Raw genomic sequence first — 22,427 nt, 5'->3', positions numbered from 1 at the left:
AGCGCGCCAGCGCGCCTCAGGCGGGCTGGCGGTAAGTCCCTGCGCCATGCGGCGCGGCCGCGAATTCGGGCAACTGCTCGGCCGCCGCCGACAGCGCCGCCAACGCCGGATAGCGTTCCGCCGGCACGACATCGGGCACCATCTTCTGCGTGAATTGCCAGGCCACCGCCGTCGTCAGCGCCGCCTGGTCGATGGTCGCGCTGGCGACGGCGACCTGCTGCTTTTCAAAGACCGCTTCCAGCGCGTCATAGGCGGCCAGCAACTGGCCCGACACGCGCGCCAGCCAGGGCTGGTGCAGCTTCTCCGCCGGACGCAGGTTATGTTCGTAAATGATTTGTACGCTTTTCTCGCTGGCCGCCAAGGCCAGGCCGGTCACGCGCAGCGAGCGCTGCAGGCCGGCGATATCGGACGGCACCAGGCTGTGCCCGGAAACCGAAGCCGACAACGCCTCGGCGTATTCCAGGATCAGGGTGGAGTCCATCAGCACCACGCCATCGTCGCAAATCAGCGTCGGCGCCTTGACCACCGGGTTGATGTCGCGGAACTGGTCGAAGGTACGGAAAACCGATACCGACTGGTGCTCGAACGGCAAGCCAAGCAGTTGCAGGGAAATCGCGACGCGACGCACGAAGGGCGAATCGAGCATGCCTATCAGTTGCATGGGACACTCCAAAAATGGGAAACAAAACCGGAGTGGCGATGTTACTGCATACAAGCACAACTTGTGCGAGACGGGCACTGTGTACGGCCATGATGCTATCGGTCGTGATTAAAGCCCTTGATCAGTTCTTGGTCTGGCCGACCAGTTTCACGGCCCCCGTTCGGGCTGAGTAGGCCCGCCAGGGCCGTATCGAAGCCAGCGTACAAGCGTTGGCGCTCTTGCCTGCCCTTCGATACGCTGCTGCGCAGCTACTCAGGGCGAACGGAATCTGGACTCCACAAACAAAAATGCCGTTCAGCGCTTAACTGAACGGCATTAACGCAGAAGCGTCCTTTACTTTTTTTTTGCGACTAAACCAGCTTGTTGGCCTTGATCCAATGCAGGCTGGCCGGGGTTTCGCGAAGCACCGCTTCGCGCCGGCCTGTCCAGGGCGCGCTTGCAAGCGCGTCCTGCCATGATGCTACTGGTCGCGACTAGAGCCGGTATTAGTTCTTGGTCTGGTCAACCAGTTTGTTAGCCTTGATCCAGGGCATCATGGCGCGCAACTTCTCGCCCACAACTTCAATCTGGTGCTCGGCATTGATACGACGACGCGACAGCAGGGTCGGCGCGCCCGCCTTGTTTTCCAGGATGAAGCTCTTGGCGTATTCGCCGGTCTGGATGTCGGTCAGCACTTGCTTCATGACCTTCTTGCTCTCTTCGTTGATGATGCGCGGGCCGGTCACGTATTCGCCGTACTCTGCATTGTTCGAGATCGAGTAGTTCATGTTGGCGATGCCGCCTTCGTAGATCAGGTCGACGATCAGCTTCAGTTCGTGCAGGCATTCGAAGTAGGCCATTTCCGGCGCGTAGCCGGCTTCCACCAGTGTTTCGAAACCGGCCTTGATCAGTTCCACGGTGCCGCCGCACAGCACGGCCTGTTCGCCGAACAGGTCGGTTTCGGTCTCTTCGCGGAAGTTGGTTTCGATGATGCCGGCGCGGCCGCCGCCGTTGGCGGTGGCATACGACAGGGCCACGTCACGCGCGGTGCCCGACTTGTCCTGGTACACCGCGATCAGGTGCGGCACGCCGCCGCCCTGGCTGTAGGTCGAACGCACGGTGTGGCCGGGGGCCTTGGGGGCGATCATGATCACGTCCAGGTCGGCGCGCGGCACAACCTGGCCGTAGTGGATGTTGAACCCGTGCGCGAACGCCACGGTGGCGCCCTGCTTGGCGTACGGCGCGACGTTTTCGGCATAGACCTGGCCGATGTTCTCGTCCGGCAGCAGGATCATGATGACGTCGGCTTCCTTGACCGCGTCGTTGACTTCCGCCACCTTCAGGCCGGCCTTCTCGGCCTTGCTCCACGAGGCGCCGCCCTTGCGCAGGCCGACGGTGACCTTGCAGCCCGAATCCTTCAGGTTCAGCGCGTGCGCGTGGCCTTGCGAACCGTAACCGATGATGGTCACGTTCTTGTTCTTGATCAGGGACAGGTCTGCGTCTTTGTCGTAAAAAACTTTCATGGTCTTCCTAAGCGAAATGGATAAGCCGGGCGCCTGCCCGGACTTTATTGGTTACGGTGGTCTGCCGCGCCGGCGGATGCGGCGAAGTTCCCTCTTGATTCAAACGTATCCGGCAGCGTGCGCAAGCTCCCCGGCTTGCGCGCGCCATGCCGGTTCAGGCGACGGCATACGCCGGCATCGCCTGGTCGCGCACATGCGGAATATCCAATTGGCGCAACTTGCGATACAGCGAGGCGCGGCACATCCCCAGTTGCCGCGAGGCGGCGGAGATGTTCCAGCGGCTGCCGACCAGCGCATCGATAACGCGCGTGCGCTCATCCCGGAGCGGGTCGCCTGATTGGCGGGAGGGAAACGCCGCCGCATCGGCTTGTGGCACGATGGGACGGACATTGGCGGCGAGGCCGGTATGGCCCACGATCTGGGTCAAATTCGCCGCCGTGAATTGCATCAGTTCTTCGGGCAAATCGCGCACTTCGATGCGCCCGTCATTCATCACCGCGCAGCTGTAGCGGATCACCGCATGCATCTGGCGCAGGTTGCCCGGCCACGGATAAGCCAGCATGCGCTGCAAGGCGGCCGGCGCGATCACGTGTTCGCCGGCCCCGCCGCCCAGCTCGTCGGCGATCATCTGCATGATCAGGCGGCGGCGGTCGGCGCGCTCGCGCAGCGCCGGCAGGCGCAGCACACCGCCGGCGATGCGGTAGTAAAGGTCTTCGCGGAAACGCCCTTCGGCGATCAGCGTCTTCAGGTCCTGGTGCGTGGCGCAGATCAGTTGCACATCCACCGGCACCGGATGCGGCGCGCCCAGCGGGATCACTTCGCGCTCGGAGAGCACGCGCAACAGGCGCGTCTGCAACGCAAACGGCATGTCGCCGATCTCGTCCAGGAACAGCGTGCCGCCGTCGGCCTGCTGCACCCGGCCTTTCATGCCGCCCGGCAGCGCGCCGGAAAAGGCGCCCTTGCAATAACCGAACAGTTCGCTCTCGGCCAGGCTCTCGGGAATGGACGCGCAATTGACCGCCACCCAGGCGGCCCGGCGGCGCTCGCTGTATTCATGCAGGGCGCGCGACAGGTATTCCTTGCCGGTGCCGGTCTCGCCGAGGATAAGAACGGGAATGCCGCGATCGATCAGGCGCTTGCCGCGCTCGACCAGGTCGAGCATGGCCGGATCGCCGCCGGTGAGCTGGTCGATTGAACGATAACGGGGGGAATTCGAACGAGCTGTTCTGACGTCGTTTTTTGCCAAAGGTAACGCTACCGTTTGTGTCGGCATGATTGTCTCCTGTCTTGAACTGCTTTTTCTTCTTATCTACGGCGACGGCGCTTGTGACGCCTGACGATCGCACTGAGGCGATCGCAATGTGTCACCTCTGCGTCGAAGAATAACGAGACAATCCGATGACTTCCAATACAATGTACAGACACAATCAATACCTTCAAGGTATCAAATGATAGAACTGAGACACCTGACCTATTTCCGCACCGTAGCAGAAACGCTCCATTTCGGACGCGCCGCAGCGCTGTTGCATATCTCGCAACCCCCGCTCACACGGCAGATTGCGGCCCTGGAGAAGGAGCTGGGCGCGCAATTGTTCGACCGCAGCAAACGCGCCATCCAGCTGACCCCGGCCGGCAAATATTTTTATCGCGACACAACAGAAATTTTCAAGGCACTGGAACGGGCGAAACGTAACGTATCGTCATCCAGCACCGGCAAGAGCGGCTCGCTGAAGGTCGGCTTCATGATGTCCTCGGCCTATAACATCCTGCCCTCGGTCACGCGCCATTACTCGGCCGCCTTCCCCGAAGTCGACATGCGCCTGACCGAATACGTCCCCAACCTGCTGGCCACCGACATCGAAGACGAGCGGGTCGACGTCGGCATCATGTACCGCCCCGAAGACTGCAGCCGCCTGGTCAGTCACACGATCTACGCCGAACCGCTGCTGGCGGTACTGCCGCGCGAGCACCGGCTGGCGGACAAGCCAGAGATTTCGGTAGCCGAACTGGCCGAGGACTCCTTCATCAGCATCCCCCGCAGCATCGCCCCGGTGGTGTTCGACATCATCGTCAACCACTGCCAGTCCAACGGCTTCCGCCCGCGCATCGTGCTCGAAGCCAACCTGCAGCAAACCATCGTCAACCTGGTCGGCGAAGGCCTGGGCGTAGCGCTGGTACCGACCTCGATGCAGGCGATGCACCTGGAAACCACCGTATTCAAACCGCTGCGCAATGCGCCGATGGTGGAAGTGGCCGTGATCTGGAACAAGGAGAATTCGAATCCCTGTATCCGGACATTCGCGGATACGGCGGTGGAGGTATGGAGGAAGTTGCGGCCGGTGGGGAGTTGAAGCTGATGTGGAATGCTGAACGACGCTGGGTCCTGATTTTCGTCAGGACCCAGCGTCGCTACGATAGCGATCAAAAACACCGAAGCCGCAGGCGAGAAGCAAGCACCGCGAGGCCGAAGGCGAGCATGAGACAAGGCAATGCCGAAGGCGAGCCGGTAACGATTTCCCCTTGTGGGCCAGCCGCCGGAGCACGGTAAAAAATGGATCAGCGAGGCAGTCGGAGCGCAGCGACTCTGCCTTGCCCATTTTTTACCGCGCTCCGGCGGGCACCCCGAAGGGGCTGGCACTTAGGGGCCGCCTTTCTTTGCTTACTTTCTTTGGCGGGCCAAAGAAAGTGAGCGGCTGCCGGGCCGCCCCCGGCGCTCCGCTCCGACCGGAGAAAGAAAAACATAGAGCCAGTACATCGACCAGCAGCAAGACCAGACTACCCAGCCCACCGCCAATACCAAAACAACAGCCAATAAAATCAAGTGCACTTCAACGACAACCCACCATCCACAATCAAATCCAACCCCGTGATATAGCGCGCATTATCAGAAGCCAAAAACAAGGAAGCATGCGCCACATCCCAGGCATCCCCCATGAACCCCATCGGACACTGCGCATGCCGCTTGGCCCGCATCGCCTCGATGTCACCGCCATAGGAAGCCTTCAGCGGCTCGCGGATCATCGGCGTATCCATCAGCCCCGGCAGCACGCAATTGGCGCGAATCCCCACCGGCGCATACTGCATCGCCACGTTCTTGGTGAACGCCAGGATCGCCGCCTTGGTCGCGGTATAACCCAGATAAGGAAAGCCGATCCAGCGCAACGCCGCCAGCGACGAAATGTTGACGATGGCGCCCTTCTTCTGCTTCTCCATGATCGGCAGCACGAACTTGTGGGTCAGGAACAGGCTGGTCTGGTTGACCGCCACCAGGCGGTTCCAGCTCTCTTCGCTGGTTTCCACCGGGCCGCCGGTCTCGGCGATGCCGACATTGTTATGCAGCACGTCGACCCGGCCGAAGTAGTCCATGGCCGCATCGGCAATCGCCTTCACGTCCGCCGACTTCGAAACGTCGGCAGCGATCACCTCGCATACGCCGCCTTCGCTGCGGATGATCTCCTGGGTCTGCCTGGCGGCCTCGATGCTGCGGTCCACCGCCAGCACCTTGCCGCCTTCGCGCGCATACAGCGCCGCGGCGGCCTTGCCGTTGCCCCAACCCTCGCCCACCGAACCGGCGCCGGTGACGATGATGACCTTGTCTTCCATCTGTTTTTGCATGTCAGTCTCCTCGTTCAGATATCCAGCACGCCGCCGGCGACAAAGCCGCCGTCGACCGGGATCACATGGCCGGTGATGTAGGACGACTCGTCGCCGGCCAGGAAGGTCACGGCGGCGGCGATCTCGTCGGTGCTGCCGTAGCGGCGCATCGGCACCAGCCGGTAGTAGCTCTGGCGCGTCTCTTCCGAGTGGATGGCCTGCGTCATGGGAGTATCGACCGGGCCCGGCGCCACGCTGTTGACGGTGATGCCATGCTGGGCCAGCTCGATGGCCATCTGGCGCGTCAGGCCGATCACCGCCGACTTCGAGGTGCCGTAGGCGGTGCGTCCGGCGCCGGCGCGGATGCCTGAGATCGACGAAATGTTGACGATGCGGCCCCACTTGTTCTTCAGCATCAGGCGCGCCGCCAGTTGTCCCGCCACCAGCACGCCGGTGACGTTGATGTTCATGGTCTGCACCCAGTTGTCGATGGGGAAGTCGAGGAAGGGATAGGTCTTGGCGATGCCGGCGTTGTTGACCAGCACGTCGCAGCGGCCGTAATCCTTCTCGACGGCGGCGAAGGCCTTGGCGATCGACTCCGGGCTGCCCATGTCCATCTGCAGCGGCGCCGCCTTGTGGCCCGCCCCGACCAGGGCGGCGGCGGTCTTGCCGGCAGCCTCCAGGTTGATGTCCGATACCAGGACGGTATAGCCCTTGGCCGCCAGTTGCTGGCAAATCGCGGCGCCGATGCCCATGGCTCCGCCCGTCACGAGCGCCACGCGGGCGCCGCTATCGCTTTGGTTCATGTTGTCTCCGTGAATTGAGGCGGCCCCGGGGAAGAGGTGGGGCCGCCGTTTTTAAGTCGTTACCTTGTCGGTGATCGGTCTCGTGTGACTTGGCAGGGAATCAGAGGAAGCCGATGGAAATCCACGGCACGAAGGCCACCACCAGCAGCGCCACCACCAGTGCGGCCAGGTAGCCCCACACGCGGTTGAACACGCCGTCCGGCGAAACCTTGCCGATCGCGCAGGCGGCATAGAAGCCGACGCCGAAGGGCGGCGCGAACAGGCCGATGCCCATGGCCAGGATCACCACCATGGCGTAGTGCACGTCATGCACGCCCAGCGAACGCGCCACCGGGAACAGCAGCGGGCCGAACAGCACGATGGCGGGAATGCCTTCCAGCAGGCTGCCCAGCACGATGAAGATGACGATGGTGATCAGCAGGAAACCCGCGCCGCCGCCCGGCACGCCTTGCATCAGCGCCACCAGCTTGGCCGAGAAGCCGGACTGGGTCAGCGCCCAGGCCATCGAGGTGGCCATGCCGATGATCAGCAGGATGGCGCCGGACAAGGCCGCCGACTCGATCAGGATCGGATAGAGGCGCTTGAAGTCCAGGTGCCCCTTGAACATATGCATGATCAGGCCGACCACGATGGTGTAGGCCACGCCGATCGTCGCCACTTCGGTGGCGGTGGCCACGCCTTCGATCACCGCAACGCGGATGAGCATCGGCAGCGCCAGGGCGGGAATCGCGGCGATCATGGTCTTCATGATCAGCGACATCGGCGCGCGCTTGACGTCCGGCATCGGTTCGCGGCGCGCGCGCATCCAGCACACCACGGCAATGGCGATGGTGGCGATGGCCGCCGGCATCAGGCCGCCGATGAACAGCGCCGTGATCGACACGCTGCAGACCGCGCCGATCGTAATGAGCACCAGGCTGGGAGGAATGGTCTCGGTCATCGCGCCGGACGACGACAGCAAGGCCACCAGCTCTTCCGGCTTGGAGCCGCGCTTTTTCATCTCGGGGAACAATGCCGGCGCAATGGCCGCCATATCGGCCGCCTTCGAGCCGGAGATGCCCGAGACCAGGAACATCGCCCCCAGCAGCACGTATTGCAAGCCGCCGCGCACGTGGCCCAGCAGCGAAGCCATGAAATCGATGAGCGTCTTGGCCAGCCCCGACATTTCCAGGAGCGAGCCGAGCAGCACGAACAGCGGCACCGACAGCAGGATCAGGCTGGACATGCCCTCGTCCATGCGGCTGACCACGATCATCAGCGGCGCGGTGGTGGCCAGCGCCAGGTAAGCCATAGTGGCGGTGCCGAAGGCGAAGGCGATGGGAATGCCGCCGATGACGCAGACGCCGATCAGCAGCACGAAGAAGACGATCAGGTTGTAGTTGCCCATGCCCAGCAGGAGCGGCTTGGCCAGGAACAATGCGACGGCGATCACCGCCACCACCGCCAGCGCGGACAGCAACAGCCGGAAGGTGGTCATCGCCGCCATGCGCGAGATCGCCGCCAGCAGCATCAGGATCGCCCCCACCGGCAAGGCCGCGGCGCGCAGGCCATCGGGAATTTCCAGCGCCGGCGTGGTGATCGCCATCTGTTCGACCGCGTGATCCACCGCCGGGTGGATCACCATCAGCACGAAGATGCAGACCACCAGGGCCGCGACCGTCTCCAGCCAGACGCGGCCCTTTTCCGAACACTTGTTGATGACGGCGGTCAGCCGCATGTGCTCGCCCCGGTTCAGCGCCAGGACGGCGCCCAGCATCGACAGCCAGATGAACAGGATCGAGGCCAGTTCATCCGACCATACCAGCGGATCGTGCAGCGCATAGCGATAGATGACGCCGGTCAACAGCACCACCGTCTCGGCCACCACCAGCGCCGCCGCGGCGGCGCCCACCACATGCATCACCATGCGGTTGAGCGCCACCAGGGCGCGCGCGGCCGGGTTCATATTTACCGGCTCGCGGTAAGTCATTGCAGCTTCCATCATCAACCTCCAGCAGATCCAGCGGATTCAGTTCAGGCCAGCTTGCCGGTGTACTTTTCCAGCAATGCCCAGGGCTCATCGCCGAACTTCTTGTGCCATTCGGCGTAGAAGCCAGCGCTGCGCAGCTTGGCGCGGAACGAGTCGTTGTCGGTATCGTTGAAGGCCAGGCCCTTGCCCTTCATCTCGCCGACCAGCGAGTCGTTGAGCTTCTTGACGTCGGCGCGCTGGTTCATGCCGGCTTCGTTGATGTTGCGGGCCATGATTTCCTGCAGGTCCTTGGGCAGGCGCTCGAAGGACTTCTTGTTGCCCAGGAACCAGAAACCGTCCCACATGTGGTTGGTGATGGAACAGTACTTCTGCACTTCGTACAGCTTGGCGGTGGAGATGATCGCCAGCGGGTTTTCCTGGCCTTCGACGATCTTGGTCTGCAGCGCCGAATACACTTCGGCGAAGTTGATGGAAGTCGGCGCGGATTCCACGGCGCGGAACATCGAGGTCCACAGCGGGCTCGGCGGCACGCGCAGCTTCATGCCCTTGAGGTCGTCGGCGCTCTTGATCGGGCGGGTGCTGTTGGTGATCTGGCGGTAACCGTTGTCCCAGATCTTTTCAAAGGCGAACAGGGTCGACTTGGCTTCGATCTGCTTGCGCACGTGCGCGCCCAGTTCGCCGTCCATGGCGGCCCACACCTGGTTGTAGTCCTTGAAGGCGAAGCCGATGCCGGAAATCTGCGCGGCCGGCACCAGGGTGCCCAGGATCAGCGGCGACAGCGTGAAGAAATCGATCGCGCCGGCGCGCACCTGCGACAGCATGTCGGTGTCGGTACCCAACTGGTTGTTGGGATAGATCTGCAAATCGATGCGGCCCTTGGATTGCTCCGCGATCTTGGCGGCCATTTCCTTGGCGCGCGTGTTCATCGGGTGCGACACCGGGAGGTTGTTGGCGTACTTGAAGGTGAACTCGGCGGCATGCGCGGACGTACCGTACAGGCCGGTCGCGGCGGCAGCCGAGGCAACCGAGGCGGTCTTCAGAAAAGAACGGCGCGTGATCTTGCCAGTGGGATTTCCCATCTGTTTATCTCCTGTTTGTAGTTTTATATGAACCGGAACCCGGATGCCGGAATGCAAACGGTTCCCTTGTTGTCGGCACTGCTTAGCGTCAACAGAGCAATTTGGATGCCAAGCCGCCAATCCTCCCCCGGCGGCGCGTGCGTCCCTTCCCTGTCATCGGCATTGCGCCTGTATTCTCTGCGATAACGGCGCCAAAGGACAAGGGCGGACAGGCCCCCGGCAGCAATTTATTTGATGGAAATTGATGCGACACCTGTCGCATTTTCAGCTGACAACTGTCGCAGCGCGGACAGTTGTTCCATCCAATTTCCACTACATTGGTCTTGCGCATCGCAGCAAATTCACCCGCTGCGCAGTCGTGCTATCTTGGTTCCACCGGCCCCGGCGCAGGCCACCCCGCCCATCCGCAACGAAGCCCACAAGGCCTCTGAAGACAGTTCGGATGCGTGGCACCGATTTTGCATATTGCGTCCACATCAACCGTACCGACCACGTCTTACAAGGACAAATTAAAATGACTTCTTCTGCATCCGCACCCTGCATTACCGGCTGGCACCACTCCCAATTCGGCAAGCTCGACGGCATCGATCCCGAAGTGCTGATCGGCCAGGTCGCCAAGGCCGCCATCGAGCATGCCGGCCTGCAGCCGGAAGATATCGATTCCATCCACGTCGGCACCTTCAATGCCGGCTTCCTGTACCAGGACTTCCCCGCTTCGCTGGTCTTCAACAGCCTGCCGCAACTGCGCTTCAAGCCGGCCGTGCGGCTGGAGAACGCCTGCGCCACCGGCTCGGCGGCGATCCACTCGGGCCTGCAATCGATCAAGGCCGGCGAATCCAAGCACGTGCTGGTGATCGGCTTCGAGAAGATGACCGAACTGGCCACGCCGCAGGTGGGCGAGGTGCTGCTCAAGGCTTGCTACGCCAAGGAAGAGGCAGGCATCCCCGGCGGTTTCGCGGGCGTATTCGGCAAGATCGCGCAGAGCTACTTCGACCGCTTCGGCGACCAGTCCGACGCGCTGGCCGCGATCGCCGCCAAGAACCACAAGAACGGCATGTCCAACCCTTACGCCCACATGCGCAAGGACTTCGGTTTCGACTTCTGCCGCAACGTGTCGGAGAAGAACCCGTTCGTGGCCGGCCCGTTGAAGCGCACCGACTGCTCGCTCATCTCCGACGGCGCCGCCGCCATGGTGATCAGCGCCGCCGATGTCGCCAAGTCGATGCCGCGCGCGGTGCAGTTCCGCGCCGCGGTGCACGTCAACGATTACCTGCCGCTGTCGCGCCGCGACCCCACCCGCTTCGAAGCGGCCGAGCTGGCCTGGAAGCAGGCGCTGGGCAATGCGCGCCTGTCGCTGGGCGACCTGTCGCTGGTGGAAACGCATGACTGCTTCACCGTGGCCGAACTGCTGGAATACGAAGCGATGGGCCTGGCGCCGCACGGCCAGGGCGCGCGCGTGATCCTCGACGGCGTCACCGCCAAAGACGGCAAGCTGCCGGTCAACCCTTCCGGCGGCCTGAAATCCAAGGGCCACCCGGTCGGCGCCACCGGCGTGTCGATGCACGTGATGGCAGCCATGCAGGCCTCGCACGGCGCCGGCGACATGCAGATCGCCAACGCCAGATACGCCGGCGTGTTCAACATGGGCGGCGCGGCGGTGGCCAACTACGTCAGCATCCTGGAACGCGTCCACTGATCTGTTTCCCTGGAACGTGTTATGTACTTCCCTGCCGCCCGCTGGCATCCGCGGGCGGCAGGCAGCATCCGCATGAGCGCAGCAACGAACTAAAAAAGCAACGCCAATTTCAATTAGAACGAGTGAGACGATGTTAAAGAAAGTCATGAACCTGGGCCGCCTGCTATCGGACGTGGCGCGCCGCTTCCCCGACCAACCGGGCCTGATCCTGAGCCGCGGCGGCGTCAATGGCGAAGACAGAATCATCACCTGGAAGCAGATCAACGACCGCGTCGATGCCCTGGCGCATGCGCTGGCCAAGCGCGGCGTGAAGAAGGGCGACAAGATGCTGGTCCATTCGCGCAACAACCAGCAGATCTTCGAAAGCGCCTGGGCCGCTTTCAAGCTGGGCGTGGTCTGGGTGCCGACCAACTTTCGCATCACGCCTTCCGAAGCGGCCTATCTCGGCCAGTCCAGCGGCGCCTCGGTGATGCTCTACGACCAGGGCTTCGCCAACTACGTGGATGCGGTCAAGGCGGCCTCGCCGGTGCTGGAACACGTGATCGCGCTGGCCGACCCGCGCCCGGGCGAGCTGGATTTCGAGACGCTGGTGGCCGACGCCGGCCGACAGGCCTTCGATGAAGTCGAGGTCGATTACGAAGATCCGCTGTGGTTCTTCTACACCTCCGGCACCACCGGCCACCCCAAGGCCGGTATGCTGGCGCACGGGCAGATGGCCTTCGTGGTCACCAACCACCTGGCCGACCTGATGCCGGGCCTGAACCATGAATCGCGCTCGCTGGTGGTCGCGCCCCTGTCGCACGGCGCCGGCATCCATGCCGTGATCAATACCGCGCGCGGCGCGGCCAGCATCCTGCTGTCGTCGGAACGGCTGGTGGTCGAGGAAGCCTGGCAACTGGTCGAGAAATACAAGGTGGACAATCTGTTCACCGTGCCCACCATCGTCAAGATCCTGGTGGAAGACGAATCGGTCGACCGCTACGACCACTCCTCGCTCAGGCACGTGATCTACGCCGGCGCGCCGATGTACCGCGCCGACCAGGTGTATGCGCTCAAGAAACTGGGCAAGGTGCTGGTGCAGTACTACGGCCTGGGCGAAGTGACCGGCAACATCACCTTCCTGCCGCCCTACATGCACCACGAGGACGATGCCCATCCGCAGGCGCGCGTAGGCACCTGCGGCATGCCGCGCACCGGCATGGAAATCGCCATCCTGGACGACGACGGCAACAAGCTCAAGCCTTTCGAGACCGGCGAGATCTGTGTGCGCGGCCCGGCCGTGTTCATGGGCTACCACAACAATCCGGACGCCAACGCCAAGGCCTTCAAGCACGACTGGTTCCACACCGGCGACCTCGGCCATGTGGACCAGGACGGCTTCCTCTACATCACCGGCCGTTCGTCCGACATGTACATCTCGGGCGGCTCCAACGTCTATCCGCGCGAGATCGAGGAGGCGCTGCTGACCCATCCGGCGGTGTCCGAGGTGGCGGTGCTGGGCGTGCCCGATCCCAAGTGGGGCGAGAGCGGCCTGGCCGTGATCGTGCCCAAGGCCGGGCAGCAAGTGGGGCCAGAGGCGCTGCTGGCGCATCTGGAAGAGCGCATCGGCAAGTACAAGTGGCCGCGGCGCTTCGTGTTCTGGGAGACCATGCCGAAGTCGGGCTATGGAAAGATCGTCAAGAAACAGATCAAGGCATTGCTTGAGGAGAAAGGTGACTATCGCTTATGAAACTCTCCAACAAACCCGCTGACGGCCATCCGGGATTTGTCGAGGTCCGCAAGTTCCTGCACGCAGGCCAGCAGAGCTATCCGCGCACGCTGGACCTGGAGGCCAACCCGGCCGAGGAACTGCGCATCACGCTGGCGCCAGGCACCAGGGTCGGCGAGGCGTTGCGCAAGGTATTGGCGCGCTACGGCCAGCGCGGCGGCGTCGGCCGCATGTGCGGCGGCACCGCGCGCAGCCTGCACTACCACCGCATCGAGAACACCCGGGACCAGAACCGCCCGTATGACTACGGCCCGCCGCATGTACTGGAAGGCGCGATCACCTTCGTGACCGGCGCCATCACGGTGGGCCAGAACCAGGAAGGAAAGGTATTATTGCACTGCCATTCGGGCTTCATCGATGGCGATGGCGTCATTCATGGCGGCCATCTTTTGCTTGATACTGTGGAAGTGGGCGACGATCCGCTCATCATCCGCATGTGCTTGTTTTCCCAAGGCGCCTTTGTCGTCAACAGCGATGAAGAGACGCACTTCAGTCTATTGCATCCGACACCCATGGAATCATGATGACGAACCTAAACACAACGACAACCGAGACAGACGACAACATCCAGGTAGAAGAAGGAACCTTGGGCAAGCTGGTGATGGCCCGCCTCAAACCCAACCAGGACCTGACCGAGAGCGTGGAAGCGCTGTGCCGCCAGCACGGCATGAAAACCGCCATCGTGCGCGGCGCCATCGGCAGCCTGGTTGACGCCCAGTTGCAATACGCCACCGCCGGCGGCCTGCGCGTGATGGAAATCAACGGCCCCGGCGTCGAGATCCTCAACGTCTTCGGCGAGATCGGTTTCTCGGACGGCAAGTCCAACCCCAATCCGCTGCAAGGCGTGGTGGCCGACACCGACGGCAAGATCTTCGCCGGCCGTTTCCTGCGCGGCGCCAACCTCTCGTTCATCACCATCGAGATCACGCTGCAGGAATGGATTCCGGCCAAGGTGCGCGAAGCCGTGCCGGCCTGAACGCCCTCCCTTTTCCAAAGAATCTGTTTCAAAAAAAAGGAGCAGGCCGGTTTTATCCGGCGTGCTCCTTTTTTGCTTGCCTGCCGCGCAGATGGCGGCAAGCGGTTCAACCGTGCAGCTTGAGTTCGGCTTCCCGCTCGATATCCTGCTCGGCGGCGCGCGCTTCTTCTTCGCTCAGCAAGCCGCCTTCCCACTTGGCGACCACTGCCGATGCGATCGAGTTGCCCACCGCGTTGGTGGCCGAACGCCCCATGTCGAGGAAGGTGTCGATCCCCAGGATCACCAGCAGGCCCGCTTCCGGGATGTTGAACTGGTGCAGCGTGGCGGCGATCACCACCAGCGAGGCGCGCGGCACGCCGGCGATGCCCTTGGAGGTCAGCATCAGCACCAGCATCATGGTGATCTGGGTCGACAGCGGCATGTGGATGCCGTAGGCCTGGGCGATGAACAGCGTGGCGAAGGTGCAGTAGATCATCGAGCCGTCGAGGTTGAACGAGTACCCCATCGGCATCACGAAACTGGAAATCTTGCGCTTGACGCCGAAGCGGTCCAGCGCATCCAGCAGCTTGGGATAGGCCGCTTCCGAACTGGCCGTGGCGAAGGCCAGCAGGAAGGCTTCCTTGATCAGCGCCAGCAGGTGGAAGATGCGTTTTTTCAGGAACACGAAGCCGGCGGCGATCAGCAATGCCCACAGCAGCACCAGCGAGAAATAGAAGTCGCGCATGAAGACCGCGAAACTGACCAGGATGTCCAGGCCATTGACCGCGACAGTGGCGGCCATGGCCGCGAACACCGCGACCGGCGCCATTTTCATCACATAGCCGGTGATCTTGAGCATGGCGTGCGACAGGTCGTCCACCACCGCCAGCAGGTTCTTGCCGCGCTCGCCCAGCGCCGCCAGCGCCACGCCGAAGAACATCGAGAACACCACGATCTGCAGGATCTCGTTTTGCGCCATGGCTTCGGCCACCGACTTGGGCACCAGGTGGTTGAAGAATTCCTTGACGGTGAACTGCCCGGTCGCCAGGCCGGCGCCGGCCGCGTCGGGCGGCGGCAACGATACGCCGGCGCCCGGCTGCAGCAGGTTGGCCATGATCATGCCCAGCGCCAGCGACACCAGCGAGGCCAGCATGAACCAGGCCAGCGATTTGCCGAAGATGCGGCCCACCGACTTGGCGTCGCCCATGTGGGCGATGCCGACCACCAGCGTGGAAAACACCAGCGGCGCGATCACCATCTTGATCAGGCGCAGGAACATGTCGGAGGCGATCGAGATGTAGCCGGCCAATTCCTTGGCTTCGGCCTTGCCGTAATGGGTGAAGATCAGGTAGCCGACCAGGATGCCAAGGAGCATGGCGACGAAGATGTAGACGGCGGGTGGGATGCGTTTTTTCAAGATGGTCTCCAGCCCCAACGCGCAGGCGGGCCAAACAGTCTGGCGCCGTCAGCGACGGGGGCTTTTGTTGCTTGCTGCTGCTGGTCGTTGCGCCGCCCGCTGTCAGGCGGATGCGCATCGGATTGTCGTGGATCGCGTCGGTTTCCGATGAGAAATACCCAAGGCTTTTTCCCGGCGAGCGATAAAAAGCACGAAGCTTATTGATTTATGGGGCCGTCCGTCAAGCCGGGATAGCCCGAATGCCGCCAAAATGCGCAGAGTGTGAGCATTTTGACCATAAAAAAGCCCCGAATCGCGGGGCTTGGGGAAAGTGAAGCCGGAATCGCCCGCTCAGGCGCGCTCCCGCAAGGCGGCGTCGAGCAGCTCGATCCAGTGCTTCACCGGTGTTTGCGTGCCGGACTGCAAGTGCGTGACGCAACCGATGTTGCCGGTGACGATCATGTCCGGATCGGTGGCGGCCAGGTTCTTGAGCTTGTTGTCGCGCAGCTGGTACGACAGCTCCGGTTGCAGCAGCGAATAGGTGCCGGCCGAACCGCAGCACAAATGGCTGTCGGCGCATAGCTGCACGTCCACGCCGGCCGCGCGCAGGATCGATTCGACCTTGCCGCGGATCTTCTGGCCGTGCTGCAGCGTGCAAGGCGGATGGTAGGCCACGCGGCGGCCGGCGTAATCCTTGAGCTTCTCCTGCAGCTGCGCTTCGAAGTCGGGCAGGATTTCGCTGATGTCGCGCGTCATGTGCGAGATGCGGCGCGCCTTTTCGGCATAGGCATGGTCATGCTGCAGCAGGTGGCCGTATTCCTTGACGGTGACGCCGCAGCCGGAGGCGTTCATCACGATGGCCTCGGCCTTGATGCCGTCCTTTCCTTCCACATACGGCCACCAGGCGTCGATGTTGCGGCGCATGTCGTCCAGCCCGCCGTCCTGGTCGTTCATGTGGAAACGGATGGCGCCGCAGCAGCCGGTCTTGGGCGGCACCAACAATTGCACGCCGAGCGCATCGAGTACGCGCGCGGTGGCGCTGTTGATGTTGGGCGACATCGACGGCTGCACGCAACCGTCCAGCAGCAGCATCTGGCGCGCATGCGAACGCGCGGGCCACACGCCGGCATCCTGCGGCGCCGGCACCTTGTCCTGCAAGGCCTTGGGCAACAGCGGGCGCACCATTTGCCCGGCTTTCATCGCCGGACGGAAGATCCATTTGCGCGGCACCAGCTCCTTCAGGGCGGTGCGCATCACGCGCTGCGACAACGGACGCGGCACCTGCTGCTCCACCACCTTGCGGCCGATATCGACCAGGCGGCCGTACTGCACGCCGGACGGGCAGGTCGATTCGCAGTTGCGGCAGGTCAGGCAGCGGTCCAGGTGCGATTGCGTGGCCGCCGTGGCCGGCTTGCCTTCGAGCACCTGCTTGATCAGGTAGATGCGCCCGCGCGGGCCGTCCAGCTCGTCGCCCAGCAACTGGTAGGTCGGGCAGGTGGCGGTACAGAAGCCGCAATGCACGCAGCTGCGCAGGATGCTGTCGGCTTCCTGGCCTTCGGGAGTGTGGCGGATGAAATCGGCTAAGTTGGTTTGCATGATTGTCTGTTGGCTTTCGGCTTACAGGCCGGCGTACATGCGACCGGGATTGAAGATGCCGGCCGGATCGAACTGGGTCTTGAGATTGCGGTGGATCTTTTCCACCGCAGGCTGCAGCGGATGGAACACGCCGATCGCCTTGTCGCCGCCGCGATGCAGGCTGGCGCTGCCGCCCGCTGCCAACGCCGCGGCACGGATGGTCACCGCGTCAAGCGGGCCTTGCGGACGTAGCCAGCGCTGGGCGCCGCCCCACTCCACCAGTTGCGCGCCGGGCAGATCGACCGGCGGCGCCACCGAGGGCAGCGACAGGCGCCACAGCGGCGCATCCGGGTCGGCGAAGTAGGCATGCGTCTGCTCGCGCAGGTCGCGCCAGAAGTCGTCGCCGTTGGAGAGCTCGCTGCCGCCCAGTTTTTTGACGGCCGCATCGACCGCGGCCTGCGCGCCGGCCAGGCGAATGGTCAGCACGTTGTTGCTCCAGGCGCTGGCGGCCAGCGGCAGCGGTTGGCCGCCCCACTGGTTCAGCAAGCGCAGCGCGCCCTCCTGGTTGATCTCGAACACGCGCGTGCTGCTGGCGAAAGGCTTGGGCAACACCTTGAGCGAGACCTGCAGGATCAGGCCCAGGATGCCGAGCGAACCGGCCAGCAGGCGCGAGACGTCATAACCGGCGACGTTCTTCATCACCTGGCCGCCGAAGTGCAGCTGCTCGCCCTGCGCATCCATCAGCACCGCGCCCAGCACGAAGTCGCGCACGGCGCCGGCCGAACCGCGCGCCGGGCCGGACAGGCCGGCGGCCACCATGCCGCCCACAGTGGCCGCGCCGCCGAAGCGCGGCGGCTCGAAGGCCAGCATCTGGTTGTTCTGCGCCAGCGCGGCGTCGATCTCGGCCAGCGGCGTGCCGCAACGCGCGGTGATCACCAGTTCGGTCGGCTCGTAGTCGATGATGCCGCTGTAGGCGCGCGTATCGAGCACCTCGCCTTGCGGCGCCTGGCCGTACCAGTCCTTGGTGCCGCCGCCGCGGATCTGCAGCGGCTTGCCCTGCGCGATGCGCTGGCGGAAGGTGTCCAGCACCGCATTCATATGTTGTTGCTCGCTCATCTCAGAATCTCGGCAAATCGGGGTGGCTCAGCTGGCCGCGCTGCACGTGCATCTTGCCGTACTCGGCGCAGCGGTGCAGGGTCGGGATGGCCTTGTCGGGGTTGAGCAGGAAGGCGGTATCGAAGGCGCGCTTGACCTTGAAGAAGGCCTCGCGCTCGGCCGGCGCGAACTGCACGCACATGGAGTTGATCTTCTCGATGCCCACGCCATGCTCGCCGGTGATGGTGCCGCCCACTTCCACGCACAGTTCCAGGATCTCGGCGCCGAACAGTTCGGCGCGGTGGAATTCGTCGGCAATGTTGGCATCGAACAGGATCAGCGGATGCAGGTTGCCGTCGCCGGCGTGGAACACGTTGGCGCAGCGCAGGCCGTATTTCTTTTCCATCTCGGCGATGCCCAGCAGCACCTGTGCCAGCTTCTTGCGCGGGATGGTGCCGTCCATGCAGTAGTAGTCGGGCGAGATGCGGCCGGCGGCGGGGAAGGCATTCTTGCGGCCGGACCAGAAGCGCAGGCGCTCGGCCTCCGACTGCGAACAGGCGATGGCAGTCGCCCCGCTGGCGTTGAGTACCTCGGTCATGCGGCCGATCTCTTCTTCCACTTCTTCCATCGTGCCGTCGGACTCGCACAGCAGGATGGCTTCGGCATCGACGTCGTAGCCGGCCTTGACAAAGGGCTCGACCATGCGCGAGCTGGTCTTGTCCATCATCTCCAGGCCGGCCGGGATGATGCCGGCGGCAATCACGTTGGCGACCGCATTGCCGCCCTTCACCACATCGTCGAAGGACGCCATGATCACGCGCGCGGCCTGCGGCTTGGGCACCAGCTTGACGGTCACTTCGGTGACCACGCCCAGCATGCCCTCGGAACCGATGAACACCGCCAGCAGGTCCAGGCCCGGCGCATCCAGCGCTCCACTGCCCAATTCAACCACGTCGCCCTCGATGGTCACCATGCGCACGCGCAGCACGTTGTGCACGGTCAGTCCGTACTTCAGGCAGTGCACGCCGCCGGAGTTCTCGGCAACGTTGCCGCCGATGGTGCAGGCGATCTGCGAGGATGGGTCGGGCGCGTAGTACAGCCCGTGCGGCGCGGCCGCTTCGGAAATGGCCAGGTTGCGCACGCCGGGCTGGACCACGGCGGTGCGCGAATACTTGTCCATCTTCAGGATCTTGTTCAACTTGGCGGTCGACAGCACCACGCCGTCGGCGATCGGCATGGCGCCGCCGGACAGGCCGGTGCCGGCGCCGCGCGGCACGATCTGCACCCGCAGGTCATGGCAGACCCGCATGACGGCCACCACCTGCGCCTCGTTCTCGGGCAGCACGACCACCATCGGCAATTGCCGGTAGGCGGCCAGGCCGTCGCATTCGTAGGGGCGGGTGTCTTCCTCGTCGGCCAGCACGCAATGCGCGGGCACGGCGCGGCGCAGGGCGTCGACGACTTCGCGCTGGCGGGCGGGCGCGAAGGATGGATGGGCGGGAGCATTCATGCTGGACCTCGGCGTTGGGCTAGGGGGACCGCAGGACATCGTTGGCATCGCTGGCATCGTTGGCATCGTTGAGATCGTCCAACGGCGACGGCCCGGAGGCTGCCGGAGTGCGACGGCGGTCCGCCTGCCGGCTGCACCACGCCTGCTGTCTCGCTTGTTCTTGGCCGCGCCGATGCCGTTTTCCAGCCGGCGACGCGGGCCTTTATCAAGGTTCCAAGTGTAACGAATTTCGCTGGCGCCCAGCCGGATTGTTGCTGGGGCGCGCACTGAAAAGAATTTTTGGCGGGAATGAATTATTTTCAGCGGGACAACCCGCGCCGGCAGGCAGCCATGCTGCCGGGACGATGGCAGCAATGGCGCAACGAAAAAAGGAGGAACCGCGCGTCAGATATTCTTGAACGCGTTCTGCATCCAGTTGATGAAGGCGTCGACCTCGGGCCGTTCGCGCACCGAGCGCTCGTAGACCACGTAGTAGGCATGCGGCGGCGTGCGCAGGCGCACGTCGAACAGTTCGACGATCTCGCCGCGCGCCAGCAGTTCTTCGGCGAAGTGCTGGCGGGTCAGGCCGATGCCGTAGCCGTGGCGCACCGCTTCCAGCAACAGGCCCAGGTCGTCCACGCGCAGGCCGGCAGACGGCTCGGTCCAGTCCTTCAGGCCGGCCGCTTCGAACCACGGCTGCCAGGGCTCCAGCGCCGAGCGCAGCAGGTTGGCGTGCTGCAGGTCGGCCGGCGTCTTCATCGGCGGCAGGGTCTTGAGGTAGTTCGGGCTGGCGACCGCGAAGGCCGGCTCTTCGAACAGCTTTTCGGTGACGATGTTGGGATAGTTGCCGGCGCCGAAGCGGATCTCGACGTCGCTTTCCGACAGCGACAGGTCGTACAGCGGCACCGACAGGTAAAGCTCGACCACGATCTCCGGATGGCGCTGGGTGAAGTCGACGATGCGCGGCATCAGCAGGTGGCGCGCGAAGGTCGGCGGCAGCATCACCTTGATCTTGGGCTGCACCGCGGCGTTGCGGTGCGGCATCGGGAAGTCGGTCAGCGTGCGCAGCGCCGAACGCACCACGTCCAGGTAACGGCGGCCGAACTCGGACAGGCCGATGGAGCGGCCGTCGCGGTAGAACAGGCGTTCGCCGACAAACTCTTCCAGCAGGCGGATGCGGTGCGACAGCGCCGAAGGAGTGATGCAGAGCTCTTCCGCGGCGATGGCGAAGGAGTTATGCCGGGCTGCCGCTTCGAATGCGGACAGGGCGTGGACGGGTGGAAGGCGGGTGGCCATGGAATCTTTCGTACTGGTGATGCGGAAAAACGGACTGCTGCCGACGGGTGAAGACAAACCTGACAGATGCCGGCGGCAGGCCGCCGGCATCGCGCCGCTTACTGCTCCCAGCGCAGGATCTTGCCGGGGTTCATGATGTTCTTGGGATCCAGCGCATGCTTGATCGCGCGCATCACGTCAATGGCGCCGTTGCCATGCTCTTGCACCAGGAAGTCCATCTTGTGCAAACCCACGCCGTGCTCGCCGGTGCAGGTGCCGTCCATGGCAATGGCGCGCGCCACCATGCGTTCGTTGACGCCTTCGGCACGGGCGACATCGGCCGGGTCGTTGGGGTCGACCATCATCTGTACGTGGAAATTGCCGTCGCCGACGTGGCCGATGATGGCGTGGATCAGGCCTTGCGCCTCGCAGTCGGCCTTGGTTTCCAGCACGCATTCGGCCAGGCGCGAGATCGGCACACAGCAGTCGGTGGAGATGGCGCGCGCGCCCGGGCGCAGCTGCAGCAGCGCAAAGTAGGCGTTATGGCGCGCAGTCCACAGGCGGGTGCGGTCCTCGGGACGGGTGGCCCATTCGAAGCCGGTGGCGTTGTTGTCGTTGGCGATGTCCTGCACCACCTCGGCCTGTTCCTTGACGCCGTTTTCGCTGCCGTGGAATTCGAACAGCAGCAGCGGATTGACCGGCAGGCTCAGCTTGTCATGGGCGTTGATGGCCTTGACGCCGTTCTCGTCGAGCAGCTCCACGCGCGCCAGCGGCACGCCGACCTGGATGGTCTGGATCACGGTGTTGACGGCGTCGGCCACGCTGGGAAAGGAGCAGATCGCGGCCGAAATCGCTTCCGGCTGCGGGTACAGGCGCACCGTGACTTCGGTGATGATGCCCAGCGTGCCTTCGCTGCCCACATACATGCGGGTCAGGTCGTAGCCGGCCGAGGACTTCTTGGCACGGGTGCCGGTCTTGATGATGTTGCCGTCGGCGGTGACCACCGTCAGGGTCAGCGTGTTTTCCTTCATCGTGCCGTAGCGCACGGCATTGGTGCCGGAGGCGCGGGTCGAGGCCATGCCGCCCAGCGAGGCGTCGGCGCCCGGGTCGATCGGGAAGAACAGGCCGGTGTCCTTGATTTCCTGGTTCAGTTGCTTGCGGGTCACGCCGGCCTGCACGGTGGCGGTCAGGTCTTCCGGATTGATCGCCAGCACGCGGTTCATCTGCGACAGGTCGATGGTGATGCCGCCTTGCAGCGCCAGAATGTGGCCTTCCAGCGAGGTGCCGGCGCCATAGGGAATGATCGGGGTTTCGTAGCGGCTGCACAGCTTGACGAAGGCGGCGACTTCCTCGGTTGTGTGCGCGAACACCACCGCGTCGGGCAGCATCGGGTCGTACGAGGATTCATCGCGGCCATGGTGTTCGCGCATGGCCATGGAGGTCGACAGGCGGCTGCCGAAGAGGGTCTGCAGTTCATCCAGCAAAGCCTGGGGAACCGGTTTCTTGAGTTTCTGGGCGTCAACGATGTGATTCATGGGTCTCTCTCGGGTGTCTCTGTCGTCTCTTT

Annotated in this window: 18 protein-coding genes; 5 read left to right on the top strand and 13 right to left on the bottom strand. The window is 63.8% G+C overall.

Going from position 1 to position 22,427, the window contains the following annotated elements; genetic code table 11:
* Window positions 1–16 precede the first annotated feature (16 nt).
* The 3 genes from FB598_RS00385 to FB598_RS00375 form a co-directional block, all read right to left on the bottom strand.
* A complete protein-coding gene (locus FB598_RS00385; RefSeq protein ID WP_141911474.1) occupies window positions 17–661 on the bottom strand; it encodes a glutathione S-transferase in 645 nt (214 codons plus the stop codon).
* 485 nt (window positions 662–1,146) lie between these two features.
* A complete protein-coding gene (gene ilvC, locus FB598_RS00380) occupies window positions 1,147–2,163 on the bottom strand; it encodes a ketol-acid reductoisomerase (protein WP_141911472.1) in 1,017 nt (338 codons plus the stop codon).
* Window positions 2,164–2,317: 154 nt separating this feature from the next.
* A complete protein-coding gene (locus FB598_RS00375) occupies window positions 2,318–3,436 on the bottom strand; it encodes a sigma-54-dependent Fis family transcriptional regulator (RefSeq protein WP_141911469.1) in 1,119 nt (372 codons plus the stop codon).
* A gap of 175 nt (window positions 3,437–3,611) precedes the next feature.
* Between FB598_RS00375 and FB598_RS00370 the strand changes: the two genes are divergently transcribed.
* A complete protein-coding gene (locus FB598_RS00370; RefSeq protein ID WP_141911467.1) occupies window positions 3,612–4,514 on the top strand; it encodes a LysR family transcriptional regulator in 903 nt (300 codons plus the stop codon).
* Between the two features lie 466 nt (window positions 4,515–4,980).
* Here the strand turns inward: FB598_RS00370 and FB598_RS00365 are convergent, their stop codons facing one another.
* The 4 genes from FB598_RS00365 to FB598_RS00350 form a co-directional block, all read right to left on the bottom strand.
* A complete protein-coding gene (locus FB598_RS00365; RefSeq protein ID WP_141911465.1) occupies window positions 4,981–5,778 on the bottom strand; it encodes an SDR family NAD(P)-dependent oxidoreductase in 798 nt (265 codons plus the stop codon).
* 14 nt (window positions 5,779–5,792) lie between these two features.
* Window positions 5,793–6,563, bottom strand: coding sequence for an SDR family NAD(P)-dependent oxidoreductase (locus FB598_RS00360; protein WP_141911463.1), 771 nt, complete (start codon window positions 6,561–6,563; stop codon window positions 5,793–5,795).
* A 100-nt stretch (window positions 6,564–6,663) separates the two neighbouring features.
* Complete coding sequence (locus FB598_RS00355) at window positions 6,664–8,547, bottom strand: TRAP transporter large permease subunit (protein ID WP_141911461.1); 1,884 nt, start codon at window positions 8,545–8,547, stop codon at window positions 6,664–6,666.
* Between the two features lie 29 nt (window positions 8,548–8,576).
* The gene (locus tag FB598_RS00350) at window positions 8,577–9,611 is read right to left on the bottom strand and encodes a TRAP transporter substrate-binding protein (protein ID WP_141911459.1); all 1,035 of its coding nucleotides are present in this window, start codon (window positions 9,609–9,611) and stop codon (window positions 8,577–8,579) included.
* 514 nt (window positions 9,612–10,125) lie between these two features.
* Here FB598_RS00350 and FB598_RS00345 point away from each other — a divergent pair.
* The 4 genes from FB598_RS00345 (at window position 10,126) to FB598_RS00330 (ending at window position 14,051) form a co-directional block, all read left to right on the top strand.
* Window positions 10,126–11,307 carry an acetyl-CoA acetyltransferase gene (locus tag FB598_RS00345; RefSeq protein WP_141911456.1) on the top strand — a complete coding sequence of 394 codons (1,182 nt, stop codon included), beginning with the start codon at window positions 10,126–10,128 and terminating at the stop codon, window positions 11,305–11,307.
* Between the two features lie 106 nt (window positions 11,308–11,413).
* Window positions 11,414–13,036, top strand: a complete 1,623-nt coding sequence (locus FB598_RS00340; protein WP_141911454.1) for an acyl-CoA synthetase — start codon at window positions 11,414–11,416, stop codon at window positions 13,034–13,036.
* Window positions 13,033–13,599: a PCC domain-containing protein gene (locus tag FB598_RS00335; RefSeq protein WP_141911452.1), complete on the top strand. Its 567-nt coding sequence runs from the start codon at window positions 13,033–13,035 to the stop codon at window positions 13,597–13,599. The genes FB598_RS00340 and FB598_RS00335 overlap by 4 nt, the downstream gene beginning before the upstream one ends.
* On the top strand, window positions 13,596–14,051 hold the full coding sequence (locus tag FB598_RS00330) for a PPC domain-containing DNA-binding protein (protein WP_370454731.1): 456 nt from the start codon (window positions 13,596–13,598) through the stop codon (window positions 14,049–14,051). The genes FB598_RS00335 and FB598_RS00330 overlap by 4 nt, the downstream gene beginning before the upstream one ends.
* Window positions 14,052–14,157: 106 nt before the next feature.
* Here FB598_RS00330 and FB598_RS00325 read toward each other — a convergent pair whose 3' ends face one another.
* The 6 genes from FB598_RS00325 to FB598_RS00300 form a co-directional block, all read right to left on the bottom strand.
* Window positions 14,158–15,447 carry a dicarboxylate/amino acid:cation symporter gene (locus tag FB598_RS00325; RefSeq protein WP_141911449.1) on the bottom strand — a complete coding sequence of 430 codons (1,290 nt, stop codon included), beginning with the start codon at window positions 15,445–15,447 and terminating at the stop codon, window positions 14,158–14,160.
* 330 nt (window positions 15,448–15,777) lie between these two features.
* Window positions 15,778–17,022 carry a glycolate oxidase subunit GlcF gene (glcF, locus tag FB598_RS00320; protein ID WP_141911446.1) on the bottom strand — a complete coding sequence of 415 codons (1,245 nt, stop codon included), beginning with the start codon at window positions 17,020–17,022 and terminating at the stop codon, window positions 15,778–15,780.
* Between the two features lie 21 nt (window positions 17,023–17,043).
* A complete protein-coding gene (gene glcE, locus FB598_RS00315; RefSeq protein WP_141911444.1) occupies window positions 17,044–18,117 on the bottom strand; it encodes a glycolate oxidase subunit GlcE in 1,074 nt (357 codons plus the stop codon).
* 1 nt (window position 18,118) lies between these two features.
* Complete coding sequence (locus FB598_RS00310) at window positions 18,119–19,606, bottom strand: FAD-linked oxidase C-terminal domain-containing protein (protein ID WP_141911441.1); 1,488 nt, start codon at window positions 19,604–19,606, stop codon at window positions 18,119–18,121.
* A gap of 384 nt (window positions 19,607–19,990) precedes the next feature.
* Window positions 19,991–20,881 (bottom strand): LysR substrate-binding domain-containing protein, encoded by an 891-nt coding sequence (locus tag FB598_RS00305; RefSeq protein ID WP_141911439.1) that lies wholly within the window; start codon window positions 20,879–20,881, stop codon window positions 19,991–19,993.
* A 98-nt stretch (window positions 20,882–20,979) separates the two neighbouring features.
* Window positions 20,980–22,395, bottom strand: coding sequence for an FAD-binding oxidoreductase (locus FB598_RS00300; protein ID WP_141911437.1), 1,416 nt, complete (start codon window positions 22,393–22,395; stop codon window positions 20,980–20,982).
* Window positions 22,396–22,427 lie beyond the last annotated feature (32 nt).

The organism is Herbaspirillum sp. SJZ106 (assembly GCF_006715495.1).
Lineage (GTDB): Bacteria > Pseudomonadota > Gammaproteobacteria > Burkholderiales > Burkholderiaceae_D > Herbaspirillum.
This window is presented reverse-complemented; position numbering and strand designations above follow the sequence as displayed.